This is a genomic window from Chitinophaga sp. RAB17 (genome assembly GCF_052114225.1).
Taxonomy (GTDB): domain Bacteria; phylum Bacteroidota; class Bacteroidia; order Chitinophagales; family Chitinophagaceae; genus Chitinophaga.
In genome coordinates, this window is sequence record NZ_JBFREI010000019.1 from 1 (window position 1) to 20,942 (window position 20,942).

Consider the following 20,942-nt stretch of genomic DNA (forward strand, 5'->3'; position numbering starts at 1 on the left):
GCCATTAGCTATTAGATTAACGCAAATGGTTAAGCAGACCAAAATATTAGATTAAATAGCTGTTAGCCATTAGCTATTAGATTAACGCAAATGGTTAAGCAGACCAAAATATTAGATTAAATAGCTGTTAGCCATTAGCTATTAGATTAACGCAAATGGTTAAGCAGACCAAAATATTAGATTAAATAGCTGTTAGCTTATAGTAAAATGACAATAGATCCGCTGCATTTTGCTAAAAGCTAACAGCTAAAAGCCAAAAGCTAATGCGAATCATATCTTACAATGTAAACGGCCTGAGGTCAGCCATGACTAAAGGGTTCACCGAATGGTTACAATCTGATCCTGCCGATATTATCTGCCTGCAGGAAATCAAAGCTCACCAGGAAAACATCGACTTTGCCCAATTTGAGAAACTCGGTTACGAACATTACTGGTATCCTGCACAAAAGAAGGGATATAGTGGAGTGGCGGTGCTCACACGTATTAAGCCCGACTTTGTACAATATGGTAATGGTCATGAACAGAGTGACACAGAAGGCCGCTTTATAAGGCTGGATTTCGGCGATATTACCCTGATCAATACCTACTTCCCTTCCGGGACGAGCGGGGATATCAGACAAACCTATAAATACCAGTGGCTGGAAGAGTTTTTCAAGTACCTCGATGAGTTAAAGAAAACCCGTCCAAAGCTGGCGGTATGCGGCGATTACAACATTTGCCACAAGCCGATAGATATACATGATCCGGTGAGCAATAAAAATTCTACCGGCTTTTTGCCTGAAGAACGGGCCTGGATGGACCGTTTCTTTGAGAGTGGCTTCGTAGACAGCTTCCGTCATTTTAATACAGACCCGCATCAATACAGCTGGTGGAGCTTCCGGGCCAATGCCAGGAACAATAACAAGGGCTGGCGTATAGACTATATCAATGTTACAACGCCCCTGAAAGAGCAGCTTAAACATGCCACTATATACCAGCAGGTAAAGCATTCAGATCATTGTCCGGTGTTTGTGGAACTGGCCATATAAGCATTTGAGAACAAGCCCAATTTAATATGATTATATACAATGTAACCACGAAAGTGGCCACAGACAGGGAGTTTCAGTGGCTACAATGGATGAGGGAGTCGCAGATTCCGGCTATTATGGCCACGGGATTGTTTAGTGATTACCGTATGAGCCGGTTACTGGAGCAGGACGATACAGAAGGGCCTACTTATGTAATACAATATTTTGCGGATAGCCTGGAACAGTACAATATCTTCTCAGAAAGGCACCAACAAGGGCTCCGGGAAAGTGCCTATGCTATTTTTGGGGATCGTTTTATTGCCTTTACAACCGTTATGGAGGTGATTTAAGTAAGGGATCTTGACTAAACTTATCCACAGGAAATCCACTATTTTCAAGGCATCCGGACTTTGGTACAATACTTGGTTTAAAGCCGCGTTAATAGTAAAAAAACAGGCAAACATGCCACGGTGCAGGGTTCTACAAGATCCTGCTAAAGCTCATTACTTTAGCATGGATCAGGTCAATCAGCTGTAACCGTTACCAGTAGCGTTTTTCAGCCGATAAATTTTTCTATAAAAAAGTTGTAAAAAATTTGGTAATCTGATAAAACGCGCTATATTTGCTCACATCAAACATTTTTTCACTAGTTAAATCTTACTAACTATGAACAAAGCCGAATTAATCGACAAGCTTGCTAAAGATGCAGCTATTACCAAAACCCAAGCTAACGAAGCTCTGGATTCTTTCACCAAAGCAGTTGCTGATACCTTGAAAAAAGGTGGCAAAGTAACTTTGGTTGGTTTCGGTACTTTCTCCGTTTCTAAACGTGCTGCACGTAACGGTAGAAACCCACAAACCGGTCAGATCATCAAGATCAAGGCTAAGAAAGTTGCTAAGTTCAAGGCTGGTAAAGCTTTATCCGACAAGCTCTAATCAGTTAGCACAACTTATTCAAGCAAGGAACAATCATGTTTCTTGCTTTTTTTTATATCAAACGGCCGGCACTATACAATTTCATCGAATTACAGTAATTTGCAGCCTGATAACATCATATTTAATAAACAACAAACTTCAAATTATTCGTTATGGGTAGAGGAGATATCAAAACCAAAAAAGGTAAGATCTTCAGTGGATCCTTCGGTAAAGTAAGATCTGCTAAGACAAGAAAAAATACTGCAGCCAAGACTGCCGCTACAGCTGCACCAAAGGCATAAGCATAAAGCATAAGGCTAAAAGCAAAAAGCTATTGAAGCGAATAATTAAAGTAAAGGGTTAATACCCGCTTGGATCATTCGCTTCAATAGCTTTTTGCTTTTAGCCTTATGCTTTACACCTACATCAGGGCGCCAGCCGCTCTATCTTCCAGCTACCATCCGCTGTTAAAGTATACAAAATCCGGTCGTGCAGACGATTACTTCTACCCTGCCAGAATTCTATCACCTGAGGCTTCACTACGTAGCCACCCCAATAATCGGGTCTCTGAGGGGCTTCTTGCTGATATTTTGCGGTTGCCTGGTCTACCTGTTCTTCCAGGAAAGATCTGCCCGGAATGACCTTGCTTTGAGGCGAAACGATGGCGCCTATCCTGCTACCTAATGGACGGCTGTTATAATACTCATTACTGATCGCTACCGGTGCTTTACTAACGGTACCCTCTATACGAACCTGTCTTTCCAGCTCCCGCCAGAAGAACAACAACGTAACATGTGGATTCTCTGCCAACTCCTGTCCCTTGCGGCTTTCGTAGTTACTGAAAAACAAAAATCCATCTTCAGCAAAGCTCTTCAGCAATACAATTCGCGCCGAAGGATGCCCATCTGGCGTGCTGGTTGCCAGGGTCATGGCATTGGCTTCATCTATTTCGCTATGGATAGCATCGTCCCACCACTTCCCGAATTGTGCTAAAGGATAGGGAGCTATCTCGCTTTCATCCAGGGACGCCAGCTTATAATCTTTCCGTAAATCAGCTATTTTCTGGTTCAACATGGTCTGTTAATTTTATTGGTTCAAACGGGTCATCAAAGGTATGGAAGGATAATAGTAATTTTGACGGATCTGATATAAATCATACTATGAAAAGAGTTTCATTTTTGGTATTGCTGATGACTATTGCCCTGCTATCCTGCCATACGCGCAATGAAAAAGACAGTAGTGCTACCGGTAATACTGCTGATATCATTGTCCCGTTGGCATCTACTCCCTTGTTTTATACACAGCTGAAAGGCAAACTAGGTGATAAAGAAATTACCATGCAACTGCTGAAAACCGCCCCCAACCTGTTTCGTGGCTACTATAGTGACGACAGCACCGGACGGCCTATTGCATTATGGGGTACACTGGATTCCAACCTGGTCAATATTTATGAAGAAACCAATAACAGTGCGGAAGACCGGTTGTTTAGCGGATATCTTTCTGATGACGGGAAATTCAAGGGGGTATGGCATGGGAACGGTACTTCCTACCATTTCGAATTTCATACGGACCTGAAGAAAGCCGTACCACTACAGGTGTTTTACCAGATAGACTCTGCCAAACTGATACCCTCCTTTCCTAAATCACCGATAGGAACCGTTTCCGGGAGTGTAATATGGCCTGATTCCCTGGTAGATTCCACCATTGCCAATTTCATCATTCAGCAGGTGACTGGTGGTAGTCACTTCAAAAGCCCGCAACAGTATCTGAAAAGAGGAATTGACTCGTTTATCCTGGGCTATCGTGTATCTGCCAAAGATGCGGATAGCAGTGAATTCAGTGATGCGTCTGAGGCGATGTCGTGGAACTGGACTACAGACAACGATACAAAAGTGGTGTACAATACCTGGCCATTGCTGGTGATAGAGAAGTACGCATATGATTTTACAGGCGGCGCACATGGCAATTGGGGGGCCACTTATAAAACACTGGATCTGTCTAAACGGAAAGTGCTTACACCCGATGATATTTTCAAACCTGGTTATAAAGAAACGCTGAGTACCTTACTGGACAAAGCTTTCAAAGACAGGTTTCATATGAGTGAAGAAGATGCACTGGATCAGAATCTGTTGGTAAAAACTATTCCCCCTAATAATAATATGATTGTTACAGGTAAGGGTGTTGCCTTCAGTTATGTACCTTATGAGATAGGTCCTTATGCTTTGGGGCAGGTAACATTGTTTGTACCGTTTACAGCGATGAAGGGGATACTGAAATAATAGCTTTTAGCAGTTAGCTTTTAGCTTTTAGCAAAAATGCAGCGAGAAACATAACATATGTTCTTCGCTGCATTTTTGCTAAAAGCTAAAAGCTAACTGCTAAAAGCTAACTGTTAAATATTTATCCTTTCACTAAAGTACCTACATTTTTACCCATGATAACGTTCAGGAGATTACCCTGGCGGTTCATATCAAACACGATGATAGGCAGTTTATTTTCCTGGCAAAGGGTAAATGCTGTCATATCCATCACGTTGAGGGATTTCTGATATACTTCTGAGAAAGTAATGGTTTCGTAGCGGGTGGCTGTTTTATCTTTTTCAGGATCTGCGGTATAGATACCATCTACACGGGTTCCTTTAAGGATTACATCGGCCTGAATTTCTATAGCACGCAGGGAAGCGGCGGTATCAGTGGTAAAGTACGGGTTACCGGTACCTCCACCAAAAATCACAACACGACCTTTTTCCACGTGGCGGATAGCGCGGCGGCGGATATAAGGTTCAGCAATTTGTTCCATTTTGATAGCAGATTGCAAACGGGTGTAAAGACCAACTCTTTCCAATCCACTTTGCAGGGCCATACCATTGATCACTGTTGCGAGCATTCCCATGTAATCGCCTTGTGCTCTTTCAATGCCTGTTTCGGCTTCATTCATACCGCGGTAAATATTACCTCCGCCAATTACGATGGCTACCTGTACCCCGAGGTCGGTAACCGCCTTAATATCGTAGGCGTACTGTGTTATCACCTTCGGATCAATACCATAATTTGCATCCCCCATGAGGGCCTCTCCGCTCAATTTGAGCAAAATACGCTTATACTTTGGCAACATGACGCTATAAAATATTGTAAGATTGTGATTTCCTAATCTGGTTTACGGTATTCTAATATACAACTTAAATGCAGAAAGGAGGAAATGAAGGAAAAAATGCCTTTTTTATCGCCTGTTTCCTGTGGGTTAAAGTGTATGATTAGTTATGCGCAAAAAAAAGGAGAGAAACGAATTCTCTCCTTTTTTTCGATATGTTTTTCTTAACCTAAAGCGATTCGCTTAAAGCCAACCACTTTCAGATCAGCATCTACTGATTTCAGGTAATCCGCTACGGACTTATTGTTGTCCTTAACGAAAGCCTGTGGCAGCAGGGTGCTTTCTTTGAAGAATTTATTTACTTTACCGGCAGCAATTTTCTCCGCCATTTCAGCAGGTTTGCCTTCAGCTTTCACTTGTTCAACAGCGATTTCTCTTTCGCGGGCGATCAGTTCAGCAGGAACACCATCCGCATCAACTGCGATTGGGTTCATCGCTGCGATCTGCATAGCGATATCTTTACCTACTTCTTCAGAAACAGGTTTAGAGAAAGCTACCAGTACACCCATGCGGAAATTACCGTGAATATAAGCGGTTACGCTACCAGCTTCAACGAATTCGAATTTATTGAGGGTGATTTTTTCACCGATTTTTGCTACCTGATCGTTTACTTTATCAGCTACTGTAGCGCCGTCCAGAGGAGCAGCGTTCAGATCTTCAACGGTTTTGATACCGCTGGTCAGTGCCAGATCAACGATAGACTGTGCAAATTTTACGAAGTCTTCGTTTTTAGCAACGAAGTCAGTTTCACAACCCAGACCTACGATAACACCGGATTTACCATCAGCTGCTGTTTTAGCGATGATAACGCCTTCTTTGGTTTCACGATCGGAACGTAATGCAGCCACTTTCTGACCTTTCTTACGCAGGTAGTCTACTGCTTGTTCAAAATCACCATCACTTTCTACCAGTGCCTTTCTGCAATCCATCATACCAGCACCAGTTTGCTGACGCAGTTTATTTACATCAGCTGCTGTAATTGTTGCCATGAGCTATAATTAGTTTAATTGTTGTAAAAATTTATGATCAGCTTTTAGCTATTAGCCTTTAGCTTTTAGTAAATGCTGTGAAGAACATTTTATGTTATCTCCGCTGCATTTACTAAAAGCTAAAGGCTAATAGCTAAAAGCTTAATGATTATCTTCCGCCGCCTGGTTTTCTAGGACCACCGCCGCCAGCGCCAGATGGACGACGTTGTCCGCCTGCTGCACCGCCACCACGGTTTCCACCTGCACCACCGCCACGGTTAGCACCGCCGCCCTGGCCACCTGGACCACGACCGCCGCCTTGACCACCACGGTTAGCGCCACCTGGACCGCCTTGACCACGTCCACCACCTGGTGCACCTGGTTTACGACCTCTTTCACGATCTTCACCGCCTTCAACATCGAACTTGCGTCCTTTGTCGTCTGCTTCTTCTTCTTCCTCTACTTCTTCAGATTTCTCTGTAGCTCTTTCAGAAAGACCTTCAGCGATAGCTGCGCAAATGTAGCTGGTGATGATAGCGATAGATTTAGTAGCATCGTCATTCGCCGGGATAGCGAAATCTACTTTAGTAGGATCGGAGTTAGTATCCACCATACCGAAAGTAGAGATACCCAGACGCTTAGCTTCTGCCAGTGCAATGTGTTCGTGGCTGATATCAACCATAAACAGCGCAGCTGGTACACGTGCCAGTTGGGCAATACCACCCAGCACTTTCTCCATTTTCTCTTTATCGCGGCTTAAAGTAAGACGTTCTTTCTTAGTGATGTTGTCGAATGTACCGTCCTGCAGCATCTTTTCAATGCTCTGCATTTTCTTAACACTCTTACGGATCGTAGAGAAGTTAGTGAGCATACCACCTAACCATCTTTCAGTAACGAAAGGCATGTTGATGTTACGCGCAGCATCTGCTACGATTTCTTTCGCTTGCTTTTTAGTAGCAACGAACATGATCTTTTTACCGCTTTTAGCGATAGATTTCAGGGCAGCTGCTGCTTCCTGTAATCCTTCTACGGTTTTGTTCAGATCAATGATATGAATACCTTTCTTTTCTGCGAAAATATAAGGCAGCATCTTGGGATTCCACTTTTTCTTCAGGTGACCGAAGTGAACACCTGCCTCCAGTAACTGCTGCTGCAATGAGGTATTATTTTCCATGTTTATATTGCTCAATTAAAAGGATCAAATAATGTTTAGCTCTTGGCGGTTAGCGTCCAGCAATTAGCTAAAGGCTAACAGCTAATGGCTAACAGCTCAAATATTAGCGTTTAGAGAACTGGAAGCTTCTTCTTGCTTTTGCTTTACCTGGTTTCTTACGTTCAACTCCACGTGGATCACGTTTCAGCAGACCAGCAGCTTTCAGTGCGGGACGGAACTCGATGTTCACTTCGCAAAGAGCGCGGGCAATACCCAGCTTAATTGCTTCTGCCTGACCTTTGATACCACCACCCTGTGCATTCACTTTCACGTCAAATTTATCGAGTGCTTCGATAGTTTTGAAAGGCAGTTCCACCTGATTTTGCAGGTAGATCAAAGAAAAGTAGTTTTTATAATCTTTGTCGTTAACAGTAATGTTACCGGTACCCTTGTTGATGTAAACACGGGCAACAGCTTCCTTACGACGACCTATTGTATTTTTTTGCTTTTCCATGTATCAGAGAAAAATTAGAAAGTTAAAGGTTGTGGTTTCTGCGCAGCATGAGGATGTTCAGCACCAGCATATACAAATAATTTTTTGTACATCGCACGGCCCAGACGGTTTTTAGGCAACATGCCTTTAACAGCCTTTTCGATCAACACCTCAGGACGGCGACGGATTAGATCCTTAGCCAACTCGATTCTCTGACCACCTGGGAAACCAGTGTAGTGCATATATTCTTTCTCCTGCATTTTGTTGCCGGTTAAAGCAATCTTTTCTGCATTGATTACGATGATATAATCACCACAATCAGTATGAGGCGTATAGTAAGGCTTGTTTTTACCTCTTAAGATAGCCGCCATTTTAGCTGCAACTCTTCCCAGAGTCAGGTTGGTAGCATCTACTATATGCCAGTCACGCTTTACGTAAGCGTCGTTAGCCGATTTAGTTCTGAAACTTAATGTATTCATTGTTGTATACGATAAAAATTACGTCTTGTAAACAATTCCCCATTATGAGGAGTGCAAAGGTACATAGCACAATCTTAATAACAATACATTTTGGGCACTTTTTTCCGAGGCACCTTTGTAATAGATTGATTTTCAATAAAAAATTTGTATAAAAGTTATTAACAGAAAAAGAAATGCTGTTAATATTATTAATATTTCTTTAATAAAAGAGGGCTTCCCGCAACCGGGAAGCCCTCTTAAGACCTATTATATTAAGATAAATTAGTATCCAGGATTCTGGGTAAGCTTCTTATTAACATCCGTTTCACGCTGAGGAATAGGCAGTACCAGCTTATCATCCTGGTAAGTTAAAGGGCCTACATTTTTCTTCAGGCGTTTATATGTCCAGAGCTTATCTCCTTCAAATGCCAGTTCTCGGATACGCTCAGCCACTACAATATCAGGCGTAACAGCCGTCAATATGCTAGCATGAGATCTCCTTCTTACGGCATTTACATCATCCAAAGGAGGAACATTTCCTACCGTAGTACCTGCGCGTAAATTGGCTTCAGCACGGGTCAGTAACATCTCAGCCAAACGTACTACAGTGTATACTTTGTACTGTAACTTCCATTTTCCGGTATAATCACCCTCGTTTCCGGCGATCCCTTCACCTTCATAGGAAAAGCTTTTACGATCATCTCCGGCTTCATAGGGCAGGCTGCTCAGGGTAACATTGATATCTCCCCTGCCGCCTGTGGAACGCGCTCCGTAAAAAGTTTGTATTCCATTATCTACGGTTCCAGCATTACTCTGGTTAGTTTGCTGAATAGCAAAAATATCTTCCAAAGTGTTGGAAGCATTATTAAAGACTTTATCAAATGAAGCAGCTAAGACAAATGCTCCGCTTTCAATAACGGTATTTGCAGCCTCTGCAGCCTCTTTGTATAATCCTTCTGCCAGATACACCCTGGAAAGAATCGCGTATGCTGCATATTTGTTCGCCCTGCCGTTTTCACTTTCTTCAGGAAGATTCTCAGCCGCAAATTTTAAATCTATCAGCACTTGTTTGTGTACTGCATCCACAGTAGCGCGGGGCTGGTTACCCTTTTCGAGATCTGCCTGCGCAATAATAGGATCCAGTATCAGCGGAACAGCGGGATTGGTGGTAACAGCTCCTGCTGAATAAGGCTTACCATATAAGTTACATAGATGGAAGTACATTAATCCACGTATAAACCTTGCCTCTCCTTCTATCGTCTTCTTGTTATCATCGGATACCAACTTAATATTCCCTATAACAATATTAACGTTGTTGATCGTTTTATACCCGCGCTGCCAGATACTTTCTGCAATACTACTCGTTTTCAATTGCGATTTATCCTGGTATTCGCGATAGGTCAGAAACGTTCCTTCAAATGACAATTCGCCCTCAGCAGCCATCAGATCAGGAATCACAATAGCGCGTTCGCCATAGGCGTCATAGTGGAGTAAATTCGCGTAAGCCCCAAACAACTCTGCGGCAACATCACTTTCGTCTTTTACCTGATCCGGAACAATGTAAGATCCTGGCGCCACATCCAATTTTTTATTGCAGGCAGGCAACCCTGCAACGGAAACCGCTAACAGGAAAGGAGCAATATATTTTTTATATGATTTCATCATTTACATGTTTAAGATTAAAATTTAACATTCAGTCCTACAGTGATCTGTTTAGCCTGTGGTATTGTGTAGTAGTCGATACCTCCTGCAATATTGCCCAGTACATCTGAGTTGATTTCAGGATCTCCGAAATACTTGGTTTTTGTCCACAGATTATAACCTGCTACATATACACGTAAACTTGAAATTTTCAATGTATTGATCACGTTCTTAGGCAATGTATAACCCAGTGTGACTGATTTCAGGCGAATGTATGATCCATCATAAATCCAGCGGCTGTTAGCAGTATAAGCACCTCCACCAGCATAATAGCGAGACAAGCGGGGAACATTGGTAATATCACCAGGTTTCTGCCATCTGTTCAACACATCGCTTAACTGGTTATCATAGCCTCCGGCAAATCCGTTACCCTGATAAACACCAGCGCGGTTAAAAATACTGTTGCCATCTACGAATGATAAGAATGCACTCAGATCAAATCCATAAGCAGAGAAAGTATTGGTTAAACCACCGGTCCAGTCCGGATTGGCTTTACCCACTACCATTCTTTGTGCTTTAGAAAAATCTGCATTTGGCTTGCCAGATTCATCAATATATAATGCATCCCCGGTTTGCGGATCTACACCGGCAAACTTAGGCATATAGAAAGCACCGATAGGCTGTCCTTCCACGGCTCTTTGTTCTCCACCGCTAGATTCGATGATCTGACCTTTGATGTCCTTCACCTTATTTTTATTGTAGGAAAGGTTCAGCGAGGTATTCCATTTGAAATTGCGGGAATCAATATTTACGCTGTTCAGCAAAATTTCCACGCCTTTGTTTTCCATATTACCAATGTTCAGGTACTGGAAATCATAACCGGTTGTATAAGGGAGATTTGCCTGCAACAACAAATCCGAAGTTTGTTTATTGTAGTAGTCAACCTCACCACTTAAACGATTATTAAACAACCCGAATTCCAAACCAACGTCAAATTGTTTTGTTTTCTCCCATTTCAGATCAGGGTTACCCATTTGACTTTGACGGTAACCTGGTAAATTTGGATAGGAAGTTGGTTGCAGCAGTGTAAGGTACCTGTTCTCACCAATTTCAGCATTACCGGTAGTTCCGTAGCTTACACGGAGTTTCAGGAAGTTCAGTGTTTTATTATCTTTCAGAAAATCTTCCTGAGATACTACCCATCCCAATGATGCAGCCGGGAACACGCCATAACGGTTATTTGGCCCAAAACGGGAAGATCCATCAGAACGCACGCTTACAGATGCCAGGTACTTATCTTTATAAGAGTAATTGGCTCTTCCAAAATAAGACAGGAAGGTATAGCGCTGTGTGCTGGAGTTTCCATAAGTGATGGAAGCTGCTGCTACCAACGATTTGATGATGTCAGATGGGAACAGTTCTCCGGAAACCTGTGTAGTAGAGAAGTCATTTTGCAGATAGCTCATACCAGCAGTAACACTCAGGTTATGATCCTCACCCAGCTTTGGTGTGAGTGTAAAATAGTTATTCGTATTCAATGATACATTCTGCAGGTAGTTAGATGACGCACTACCTTTACCAAGCGCATCAGAAGCTTTAATACCAATGTACTGATCTTCTGTAAGGCTTGAAATATCTGCACCTAATTCTGAGCGGAACGACAGTATTGGTAGTATCTTATAATTAAAGAATACATTACCTAAAGTACGGAAAGTAACCTGCTTGTTAGAATTGAATTGTGCATCATACAACCCGTTTGGATACAGGGTGTTGTTATTGATGGCACCAGTGGAATCACGTAATGGAGACAATGGCGACTGTGCTACCAGCTGGCTGGGGGTTGAAAAGACGTTGTCATTACTTACACGATCCAGCTGAGAACGGCTTACATTCACATTCATACCAAAGGAAACCTTATCTGAAATAGTGTGTTCCAGGTTCAGGCGGCCACCATAACGAACAAATTTATTATTGATCACAATTGCTTCCTGGCTATTGTAAAAGCCGGAAACATAGAATTTGGTTTTTTCCGTGCCTCCGGAAGCTGATAAATCTAACTGTTGTGTATGTGCCGGGTTTCTGAATTGAGCTTTTTCCCAATCCGTACTGTAACCAAGATTATGAATGTCTTTTCCCAGCGCGAACTGAGTCATTGCATTATCTACACGATTTTTGAAAAAAGTGATAGCTGCAGCTTCTGTAGCAAATGCGGGAAAGTTAGGATCTTTCGTAGCAAAAGCGGTTCTACCGTCATTAGTAGCCCTTTCTTCCAGGAGCATTACATAGTCTTTCGCATCCAGGAAACCTCTTTTTGTAGTTGGATTTCCCCAGCCAGTGCTCGCATTCAGTTCTACTTTGGTTCTTTCTCCGGTTCTACCTTTTTTGGTAGTAATCAGGATTACACCGTTTGAACCACGTGCACCATATATTGCAGTTGCAGAAGCATCTTTCAATACATCGATAGACTCGATATCATTTGGGTTGATATCCGCCATCGGGTTGGTTGGATCGTTGTTTACATCCGTTTTACTGATAGAGTTTACCGGCATACCATCCACTACATAAAGCGGCTGGCTGTTTGCAGAAATAGAGGAAGTACCGCGTATACGTACTTTAATACCCTGTCCTACTTTACCACTTCCGGACTCTATCACCACACCTGGTGTTTTACCCTGGATGGCAGATTCAAAGCTCGCTACCGGCTGGTTTTCTATTTCCTTTGCAGAAATCTTACTTACCGAACCAGTCAGGTCGCGCTTGTTTTGGGTACCATAACCCACAACCACCACCTCAGAGAGGTCTTTATTTCCTGAACTCAGGACTACACTAATTGATTTTTGATTGCCTACGGCTATTTCCTGGTCATTATAACCAACAAATGAAAATACCAGAAATGCTCCTTTCTCAGGAACATCCAGTTTATAACTTCCGTCCGGAGTAGTTACGGTTCCGGTCATTGTTCCTTTTACCTTCACGGTAACACCGGGCAGGCCACTACCATCTTTCTGGTCTGTAACCCTACCAGTAATTTGTCTTGACTGGGCAAATGTCAAGGTACTGCATAGGAACAGCAACATGCCCACCATCGAGTAGAATCGCAACATGGTTCTTAGTTTAGATTTTGAGTTATGAACAGCAGTTTATTACACATTTGGTTGATGAGGTAATTTTGGGCCTTATCAATTACGCAAAAAACACAAGCAATGCACTCACAGTACATTTTACACAAGCAAACACTATAAAATTGGCTGAATTAACAATCCAAGATTTAAAAATATAAAAATATTTTCACTTTCTTAACAAAATGTTAAAGGAGAGTTTACTACATGATAAAAATATAAAGGGACGACCGCAGCCGTCCCTTTATCATATAAGTATATTATATCACCTCTAGCTGTTTCTGTTCCTGGCTCCCATATAAATGAGAATATACTGGAACAGGGTAGCTACGGAGGCCAGGGCGGCTACCACATAAGTCATGGCTGCCCACCAGAGTGCATTCTTCGCCTTATCATGTTCCTCTGTTCTCATCACCCGGCTGCTATCCAGCCAGGCGAGTGCCCTCCGGGATGCATCGAATTCCACCGGCAGCGTTATAAGCGCAAATAAGGTGGTAATGGCAAAAAGGATAATACCCCCAAGGAGCAGTTGCGGGAACCTGTTTATAAGGAAGATACCGGCCAGCAACACCCATGAAACCAGATTGGAGCTGAACTGTACCGCCGGCACAAGCCTGGACCGTAATCCCAGCCACGGATAAGCTGCTGCGTGCTGAACAGCATGCCCACACTCATGGGCGGCTACTGCTGCGGCAGCCACATTAGCACCGTTATATACATCGGGGCTGAGGTTAACGGTTTTATCAGCCGGATTGTAGTGATCGGACAGGAAACCTTCTGTTTCCCGGACCTGAACGCCATATATCTGGTTGTCTTTCAGCATTTTATCTGCAATCTGCTTCCCGGTAAGACCGGAAGAGGTGGGTATTTGGCTGTAAGCCTGGAACTTACTCTTGAGTACGTAGCTTACCAGCATACTGATCCCCACAAAAATCAGTGATAAAAACATGATTCCAGGTGTCATATTATGTAAAATTTGGTAAAAAGGGGGCGCAAATATCTCACCAGATCCCCCCTTTTAAGTTTTATTTAGCACTTGTCTGCCATCCCTTCCTTTTGTCTTAAAATTATAAATTTAACACTGCCATTTTGGCGCCCATGTTATTTTTTTAGCCCAAAAAGCGTCTGTTTGTCATTTAAAAAAATGTATCTTATTAGCATTTTTTCATATGCAAAAATCATCAACATCAACCCTATTTATCAACATTTTACGAGTACCCAATGAAAGTAATATTGGATAAAAACAACCCCTGAAACAAGCGATGGCAGCCACTTTGTTAGATCGGGCAAAAGGCTCAAAAGTTATTCACATCAATTAAATAAACTTTTTTATTCTGAAGCCATTTTGTAATTTAGACCTGAATTTAATGGGTTAGTAAGTAGAAAGAGTCAGCGGAATCTTCCGTTTGGCTCTTTTCTCTTTTTATACCTTTTCTCCTCTCTTTTTATCGCTTCTCTTTTTATCATTTCGGTGCAATAAGTATAAAACCATTTACTTTGTATGCACCCTCTTTAAAAAAATTATGAGTAAAATAAGAACTGCTTTTTTCTGTCAGAATTGTGGATACGAATCAGCTAAATGGAATGGAAAATGTCCGAGTTGCGGAGAATGGAATACGTTTGTTGAAGAAAGAGTGCAAAAAGATATTCCTCAGAAGCAACAAGACTGGAAAAACAACGACGCCCCTACTGCCCGCACACATAAAATCATTAACCTTTCCGAGGTAGTTACACAAGAAGAAGAAAGGATATTAACCCCCGACAACGAATTGAATCGCGTGCTGGGAGGTGGCATAGTAGCGGGTTCGCTGGTATTGGTAGGCGGAGAACCTGGCATCGGAAAATCTACGCTCTTCCTGCAGAATGCATTGCAACTAAAGCATATTAAAACACTTTACATCAGCGGTGAAGAAAGCGAACAACAGATAAAAATGCGGGCAGACCGCATACAAAATTCCAATGAACAGTTTTACCTGCTCACAGAAACATCTACACAAACAATTTTCCAGGAAATAAAAAAACTACAGCCTCAACTGGTCATTGTAGATTCTATTCAAACACTCCACTCTCCTTTTATAGAATCTGCTCCCGGCAGTGTATCTCAAATCAGGGAAACAGCCGCAGAATTACAACGTTTTGCCAAAGAAAGTAACACCCCTGTATTCCTCATTGGTCACATTACCAAAGATGGCTCCATTGCTGGCCCAAAAGTGCTGGAACATATGGTGGATACGGTTCTGCAGTTTGAAGGAGACCAACATTATGCCTACCGCATCCTCCGTACCATCAAAAACAGGTTTGGCTCTACCGCCGAACTGGGTATTTATGAGATGACCGGAACAGGACTCCGGCAGGTCACCAACCCCTCTGAAATTTTAATCTCGCAACGCGAAGATCTGCTGAGCGGTGTAGCCATATCTGCCACCATGGAAGGCATGCGTCCTTTGCTCGTGGAAGTACAGGCACTCGTTACACAATCGGTATATGGTACCCCGCAACGCACCGCCACCGGTTTCGACCTGCGCAGGTTACAACTCTTACTGGCTGTCCTGGAAAAACGAGGCGGATTCCACTTCGGCGTGAAAGATGTATTCCTCAATATTGCCGGTGGCATCAGGGTAGAAGATCCCGCAATTGACCTGGCGGTATTATGTTCACTGCTCTCTTCCTATGAAGACAATGCTATCCCTCCTAAAATCTGTTTTTCCGGAGAAGTAGGGTTGAGCGGTGAGATAAGAGCAGTAAACCGCATAGAACAAAGGATAGCGGAAGCAGAAAAACTAGGCTTCGAGAAAATATTTATCTCCCGTTACAATAAAAAAGGAATTGATTTCAGTAAATTCCATATTGAAGTAATTGCGGTAGGTAGAGTGGAAGAAGTATACCAGCGATTATTTTAAAATGCTATTCAAACCATATCTTTTAAAACCCAAACCATGTTTACCAGTTTGTTATCCCCACTGGTTCACCTGTTTTATCCGCATTGCTGTGAACTCTGTGGCACAGATCTGCAACAAACAGATGAACTGTTATGTATTCGTTGCGTGCAGGCATTACCCGTTACCCATTTCCACCGATACGCTGGCAATCCGGTAGCGAACGTATTTAACGGCAGGGTCGTTGTACAACATGCCACTGCTGCCTATTATTACAACCAGTCATCAGGTATGCAGCAACTTATTCATCGTTTTAAATACCGGCAACGGCCCGATATAGCCACCTGGCTGGGTAAACAAACTGGCTATCAACTGCAGGACAGCTCCTGGATCAAAGACATAGACATACTGGTGCCTGTACCTTTATTTCCCCGCAAAGAAAAGCTGCGTGGTTACAATCAGGCCACCCTGCTGGCCAAAGGCATCGCACAGATCATACCATTACCGGTACATCCGGCCGCACTTATGCGGCTACAATTTACGGCTACCCAAACCAAAAAGGGGCGGACAGACCGCTGGCAAAATGTAGCCGCCGCCTTCAAAGTCAATGGCAACCTTCCGGCAGGAATACACGTATTACTGATCGATGATGTTATTACTACGGGCGCCACCACCGAAGCGTGCTGCATGGCCCTCCAACAAGCCGGCGCCAGGGTAAGTATATGCTGTTTGGCCTATGCCTGGAGTTAAAGCCAACAATCAGCTGCCAATAAAGCCTTCAGAAAATTTCTTCCCTGCCGGAAAACACTGCTTTTTCAACAGGCGCCCTACTTCTGATCGCTAAAATCTCACTTTGGAAAAACTTCCTTTTTTTTGACACGGGAATGCTAACTTTACAAGTACAGCCTTTTCGGTGTTCATTTTAATCAGTCTTTAAAAAAACGTCTATATGTTTAGGTTAGCAATACTATCAGTTGTTATGCTTTTTGCCTCATCCCATCTTTATGACTTCAAAGTAGATGCTGTTGACGGAGGAAAAATCGATTTCTCCAAATACAAAGGAAAGAAGATATTAATTGTAAATACAGCCTCCCTGTGTGGCAACACACCACAATACGAAGGACTGGAAAAACTGTATAAGAAATACCAGGGTAAACTGGTGATTATTGGTTTTCCTGCCAACAACTTCGGCTCTCAGGAACCCGGCAGCAACAAGGAAATACAGGAATTCTGCACTAAAAAATATGCGGTTAGTTTTCCTATGGCCGCCAAAATATCTGTAAAAGGTGCTGATATCCATCCGCTGTACAAATGGCTGCTGGAGGAAAGCAAAGCCAAACACTTTGAACCAGCCGAAGTAACCTGGAATTTCCAGAAATATCTGCTGGATGAAAAAGGAAACCTGGTGGCCGTATTCTCTCCAAAAACTCAACCCGAGTCTGCGGAAATTATTGCTGCGATTGAAAAGTAGTCGTAGTAAGCACGTTATTATCCTGTTGCCAACTTTGTGTATATAAGATTTTTGCAGGTGCTTGCGTTAGCGTATACGCGTTAACGTAAGTACGCTGTTGTTTTTATTCACAATGTGTAACAGTATTCATGAAACACCAACTTATCCCCCGCCGAAAAACACTACTACTAGCCGCCATGGCTACCTTTTTCCTATTATTTCCCGCTTGTCAAAACGACACAGATGGACCATCCTTTTCCTGTCCGGAGATGAAGATGACGGCCACTATAGCTGGTCGCAGCAGCGCAATGACGCTTACCAACAGTATCATATTCCGATCAATTACGGATAGTGGTAGTCACAAATTGCTGAATATGGAAACCATATCCGACACCTTTAAAATAGTATTCAATCTTACAGATGGCATGTTTGATGAGAATGCAATAAAGAATGATAGTCTGCACCTGGATACTTTCCGCTTTTCCCGTCTCGGTCCTCAAAAGAAGGGATTAGTAGCTGCCGCTTTTTTAAATAACAACGGCAACTTTGATTTTCTCACCACTGATACCTCCAATATTATTATCCGTAAAATAAATACCAGGGCACAAACGATTTCCGGGAGCTTCTTTTTTATGGCAAATGACCGGACCATCACGGGTGGTGGCTCTTTTGAAAATGCCTGCTATGTATCGTTGCAGTGACCGTGATTAGCCCCTTTTCATTATCTTGCGCCCATGCTATTTTCAGATATCATAGGACAAGCTGATGTGAAGCAGCAGCTCATTCAATCCGTTCAGCATAACCGGCTTAGTCATGCCATGATACTACTCGCTCCGGAAGGTGCTGGTGGTCTTCCGTTAGGATTGGCATTTACACAATATCTTGTTTGTGAAAACAAAAAGGAGCACGATGCCTGCGGACAGTGTGCTGCCTGTACAAAAGCGTCCCAATTTGTTCATCCGGATATTCATTACTCCTACCCTGTTATTCCACGTAAGTCAGGTGATAAACCTGTCAGTACAGATTATATCAGTGAGTGGCGCGAATTTGTGGTGACACACCCTTATGGCAACGCTTATGACTGGTTACAGTTTATAGGCGCCGAAAATAAACAGGGGAATATTACGGCTACAGAATGCCAGGACATTATCCACAAACTGAACCTGAAAAGTTTTGAGAGCGGGTATAAGATCCTGGTAATGTGGATGCCAGAATACCTGGGCAATGAAGGTAACCGCCTGTTGAAGCTGATTGAAGAGCCACCTCAAAACACACTCTTTATCCTGATTGCGGAAAACCAGGAGCAAATATTAGCTACCATCTTATCAAGAACACATCTTATTAAAATAAATCCGCTGGAAAAAGCGGACATGATTACAGCATTGGAAGTGAAAAGCAAAGTACCTGCTGCCCGGGCACAGCAAATTGCCACCCTCACGGCGGGCAACTACCGGGAGGCTTTATATCTGTTACAACATTCCGATGATGACTATCATGAGTTACTCCGCAGCTGGCTCAATCATTTATTTACCGGTAACCGGGTAGCCCTGCAGGAATGGATAGAAGGTATTTCCAGCGCCAAAACCGGGCGGGAAAACCAGAAACAGTTTCTGCGTTACTTTATTAACCTGCTGGAACATACCCTCCGCCTGCAATACCTCGACAAAAGCCTGCTGGCTTTTTCTCAGGAGGAAATGGACTTTGCGGCCAAGCTCGCTAAACTGGCCAATCTTGACCAGATGCAGGAAATAACGGAGGAACTGAACAATGCCAGTTACTATATTGAACGCAATGCCAACGGAAAGATGCTATTTCATGCCCTGTCCATCAAGCTCCAATATATATTCAAAAAGAAACCTTTACCGGTTATGTAATAAGCACAGGTATCCCAGGGGGCTTATCAGCTGCTTTTCCCTATCTTTGTTGCTTCCGGCCTTTTGTTTTTCTGAAAGGAAAAACGTATTTTGAAGAACTGGAATAACCTGAAATGCTTATTTATAAAATTTAAACTAATTAATAATATGGCTTGTGCCGGATGTGGTACGGGTGTGGATGGGAAGCCGTCAGGATGCAAGAGTAATGGAGGATGCAGTACAGGAGGTTGTAACAGACTGAATGTATTTGACTGGCTGTCCAATATTCCCCTTGGTGATAGCTTAGCACCATTTGACATTATAGAAGTAAGTTTTAACAACGGCAGCCGCAAAGACTTTTTCCGAAATGTGACCAAACAGCTCTTTGATAAAGGAGAAATGGTAACAGTGGAAGGGGTTAGCGGATTTGACGTTGGTACGGTGAGCCTGACAGGCGAACTGGTAAAACTACAAATGAAGAAGCGACGCGCGGAAGACACACCCGAAGTAAAAAAAGTTCTACGCCGTTCAACTAACGACGACCTGCAGCGAATGAATGACAACAAGTTACGTGAAAAAGAGGCACTTATTAAATCGAGAGCACTTGCCCGTAACCTTGGACTTGAAATGAAACTCGCAGAAGTGGAAATACAGGCCGATGGCCGAAAAGCCACTTTCTTCTACACAGCAGACGATCGCGTTGATTTTAGAGAGTTAATTAAAGTATATGCCTCTGAATTCAGGGCCAAGGTGGAGATGCGCCAGATAGGCGCCCGCCAGGAAGCCGGAAAAGTAGGTGGCATCGGCAGCTGCGGCAGGGAGTTATGTTGCTCCACGTGGTTGTCTGATTTCAAAAGCGTGAATACTACCGCTGCCCGTTACCAGAACCTGTCTATCAACCAGGCCAAGTTATCCGGACAGTGCGGTCGTTTGAAATGCTGTCTGAACTACGAACTGGATACCTATCTGGATGCGTTGAAAGACTTCCCCGATGATGCGGATAACATTGAAACTGCCGGCGGGGTTGCCCACCTGCAGAAGAGAGATATCTTCAAAAGCCTCATGTGGTACTCCTACGAGGGCAGCAACAAACAATACCCCCTTACCATTTCCAGGGCCAAGGAAATACGCCTGCTCAACAAACAGGGTATTAAACCGGAAGACCTGAAACCAGTAGAGGTAGTAACAGCCAAACCAAAAGAAGCGGATCTCGGATACGCAGATGTGGTAGGGCTCATCAGTCTGAAATCTCTCGAAAAAACTGCTCAGAAGCGGAAACAGAAAGATAAAGACAAACAAAAACAACAGAAAGTCGGCGAGCAGAAACCAGCCCAGGGCCCCGGTCAGCCAAGAACGGAGCAAGCGCCTAAACAAGCTCAAAGACCTGATAACCGTCAGCAGCAGGACCGGAAGCCTAAACAGGAAAACCGTCCACAGCAACAACGGTCACAAGGTGGTGGTCAGCCTAAACAGGGACGTGAACAACAACCCCGTTCAGAACAGCAGCCCCGCCCGGAACAACAACCCCGGCAACAAGGTCCAAGGCAACAGCAAGGTCCAAGACAACAAGGCCCCAAACAGTCAGGGCAACAACCTGATCAACCAGGCCAACAGCCCGAACAAGGAGGGCAGCAAGGAGCAGCCCCCAGACACGACAGACGCCCACCAAGGCATAAACACCGGTCTGGTAATCCAAACAAGAACAACAATCCTGAAAAGGATAACAAATAATAAAAAAGACAACCGTAATGGTTGTCTTTTTTGTTTGCATAAAATGCAAAAAACTGTAAACCTATATCAGGACGAGACACATAGTGCAGTGAAAGAGTAGTAAGAGTGTAGTAAGAGTGTAGTAAAAG

20 protein-coding genes are annotated in these 20,942 nt (G+C 43.3%); 11 read left to right on the forward strand and 9 right to left on the reverse strand.

The features are described 5' to 3' along the window. The first annotated feature begins 263 nt into the window (after window positions 1–263). The 4 genes from AB4Z08_RS33685 (at window position 264) to AB4Z08_RS33700 (ending at window position 2,224) form a co-directional block, all read left to right on the forward strand. On the forward strand, window positions 264–1,028 hold the full coding sequence (locus AB4Z08_RS33685; RefSeq protein ID WP_441578187.1) for an exodeoxyribonuclease III: 765 nt from the start codon (window positions 264–266) through the stop codon (window positions 1,026–1,028). Between the two features lie 26 nt (window positions 1,029–1,054). Next, the gene (locus AB4Z08_RS33690) at window positions 1,055–1,357 is read left to right on the forward strand and encodes a DUF4286 family protein (RefSeq protein ID WP_441578188.1); all 303 of its coding nucleotides are present in this window, start codon (window positions 1,055–1,057) and stop codon (window positions 1,355–1,357) included. Window positions 1,358–1,673: 316 nt separating this feature from the next. Then, window positions 1,674–1,943 carry an HU family DNA-binding protein gene (locus tag AB4Z08_RS33695; protein WP_029465307.1) on the forward strand — a complete coding sequence of 90 codons (270 nt, stop codon included), beginning with the start codon at window positions 1,674–1,676 and terminating at the stop codon, window positions 1,941–1,943. A gap of 152 nt (window positions 1,944–2,095) precedes the next feature. Further along, the gene (locus AB4Z08_RS33700; protein ID WP_331957710.1) at window positions 2,096–2,224 is read left to right on the forward strand and encodes a 30S ribosomal protein THX; all 129 of its coding nucleotides are present in this window, start codon (window positions 2,096–2,098) and stop codon (window positions 2,222–2,224) included. A 124-nt stretch (window positions 2,225–2,348) separates the two neighbouring features. Here AB4Z08_RS33700 and pdxH read toward each other — a convergent pair whose 3' ends face one another. After that, window positions 2,349–2,996 (reverse strand): pyridoxamine 5'-phosphate oxidase, encoded by a 648-nt coding sequence (gene pdxH / locus AB4Z08_RS33705; protein WP_441578189.1) that lies wholly within the window; start codon window positions 2,994–2,996, stop codon window positions 2,349–2,351. 86 nt (window positions 2,997–3,082) lie between these two features. Here pdxH and AB4Z08_RS33710 point away from each other — a divergent pair, with 86 nt between their 5' ends. Beyond that, a complete protein-coding gene (locus AB4Z08_RS33710) occupies window positions 3,083–4,201 on the forward strand; it encodes a DUF3298 domain-containing protein (RefSeq protein WP_441578190.1) in 1,119 nt (372 codons plus the stop codon). A 121-nt stretch (window positions 4,202–4,322) separates the two neighbouring features. On the opposite strand, the gene pyrH is transcribed toward AB4Z08_RS33710, so the two are convergent. The 8 genes from pyrH to AB4Z08_RS33750 form a co-directional block, all read right to left on the reverse strand. Beyond that, window positions 4,323–5,036, reverse strand: a complete 714-nt coding sequence (gene pyrH / locus AB4Z08_RS33715; protein WP_133807696.1) for a UMP kinase — start codon at window positions 5,034–5,036, stop codon at window positions 4,323–4,325. Between the two features lie 200 nt (window positions 5,037–5,236). Beyond that, the gene (tsf, locus tag AB4Z08_RS33720; RefSeq protein ID WP_441578191.1) at window positions 5,237–6,061 is read right to left on the reverse strand and encodes a translation elongation factor Ts; all 825 of its coding nucleotides are present in this window, start codon (window positions 6,059–6,061) and stop codon (window positions 5,237–5,239) included. Between the two features lie 148 nt (window positions 6,062–6,209). Further along, window positions 6,210–7,214, reverse strand: coding sequence for a 30S ribosomal protein S2 (rpsB, locus tag AB4Z08_RS33725; protein ID WP_441578192.1), 1,005 nt, complete (start codon window positions 7,212–7,214; stop codon window positions 6,210–6,212). Between the two features lie 103 nt (window positions 7,215–7,317). After that, complete coding sequence (rpsI, locus tag AB4Z08_RS33730; RefSeq protein WP_079471350.1) at window positions 7,318–7,707, reverse strand: 30S ribosomal protein S9; 390 nt, start codon at window positions 7,705–7,707, stop codon at window positions 7,318–7,320. Between the two features lie 14 nt (window positions 7,708–7,721). Next, window positions 7,722–8,165: a 50S ribosomal protein L13 gene (gene rplM / locus AB4Z08_RS33735; protein WP_079471351.1), complete on the reverse strand. Its 444-nt coding sequence runs from the start codon at window positions 8,163–8,165 to the stop codon at window positions 7,722–7,724. Between the two features lie 261 nt (window positions 8,166–8,426). Next, complete coding sequence (locus tag AB4Z08_RS33740) at window positions 8,427–9,806, reverse strand: RagB/SusD family nutrient uptake outer membrane protein (RefSeq protein WP_441578193.1); 1,380 nt, start codon at window positions 9,804–9,806, stop codon at window positions 8,427–8,429. Between the two features lie 17 nt (window positions 9,807–9,823). Continuing rightward, window positions 9,824–12,889, reverse strand: a complete 3,066-nt coding sequence (locus AB4Z08_RS33745) for a SusC/RagA family TonB-linked outer membrane protein (protein ID WP_441578194.1) — start codon at window positions 12,887–12,889, stop codon at window positions 9,824–9,826. 286 nt (window positions 12,890–13,175) lie between these two features. Next, a complete protein-coding gene (locus AB4Z08_RS33750; RefSeq protein ID WP_441578195.1) occupies window positions 13,176–13,868 on the reverse strand; it encodes a zinc metallopeptidase in 693 nt (230 codons plus the stop codon). A gap of 559 nt (window positions 13,869–14,427) precedes the next feature. Between AB4Z08_RS33750 and radA the strand changes: the two genes are divergently transcribed. The 6 genes from radA (at window position 14,428) to ricT (ending at window position 20,814) form a co-directional block, all read left to right on the forward strand. Beyond that, window positions 14,428–15,804: a DNA repair protein RadA gene (radA, locus tag AB4Z08_RS33755; RefSeq protein ID WP_133807701.1), complete on the forward strand. Its 1,377-nt coding sequence runs from the start codon at window positions 14,428–14,430 to the stop codon at window positions 15,802–15,804. Between the two features lie 36 nt (window positions 15,805–15,840). After that, window positions 15,841–16,530 (forward strand): ComF family protein, encoded by a 690-nt coding sequence (locus tag AB4Z08_RS33760; protein ID WP_441578196.1) that lies wholly within the window; start codon window positions 15,841–15,843, stop codon window positions 16,528–16,530. Window positions 16,531–16,729: 199 nt separating this feature from the next. After that, the gene (locus AB4Z08_RS33765; protein ID WP_441578197.1) at window positions 16,730–17,251 is read left to right on the forward strand and encodes a glutathione peroxidase; all 522 of its coding nucleotides are present in this window, start codon (window positions 16,730–16,732) and stop codon (window positions 17,249–17,251) included. Window positions 17,252–17,379: 128 nt separating this feature from the next. Next, window positions 17,380–17,931 (forward strand): hypothetical protein, encoded by a 552-nt coding sequence (locus AB4Z08_RS33770; protein ID WP_441578198.1) that lies wholly within the window; start codon window positions 17,380–17,382, stop codon window positions 17,929–17,931. A gap of 33 nt (window positions 17,932–17,964) precedes the next feature. Continuing rightward, a complete protein-coding gene (locus AB4Z08_RS33775) occupies window positions 17,965–19,104 on the forward strand; it encodes a DNA polymerase III subunit (protein ID WP_441578199.1) in 1,140 nt (379 codons plus the stop codon). A 147-nt stretch (window positions 19,105–19,251) separates the two neighbouring features. Then, a complete protein-coding gene (ricT, locus tag AB4Z08_RS33780; protein WP_441578200.1) occupies window positions 19,252–20,814 on the forward strand; it encodes a regulatory iron-sulfur-containing complex subunit RicT in 1,563 nt (520 codons plus the stop codon). The last annotated feature ends 128 nt before the right edge of the window (window positions 20,815–20,942 follow it).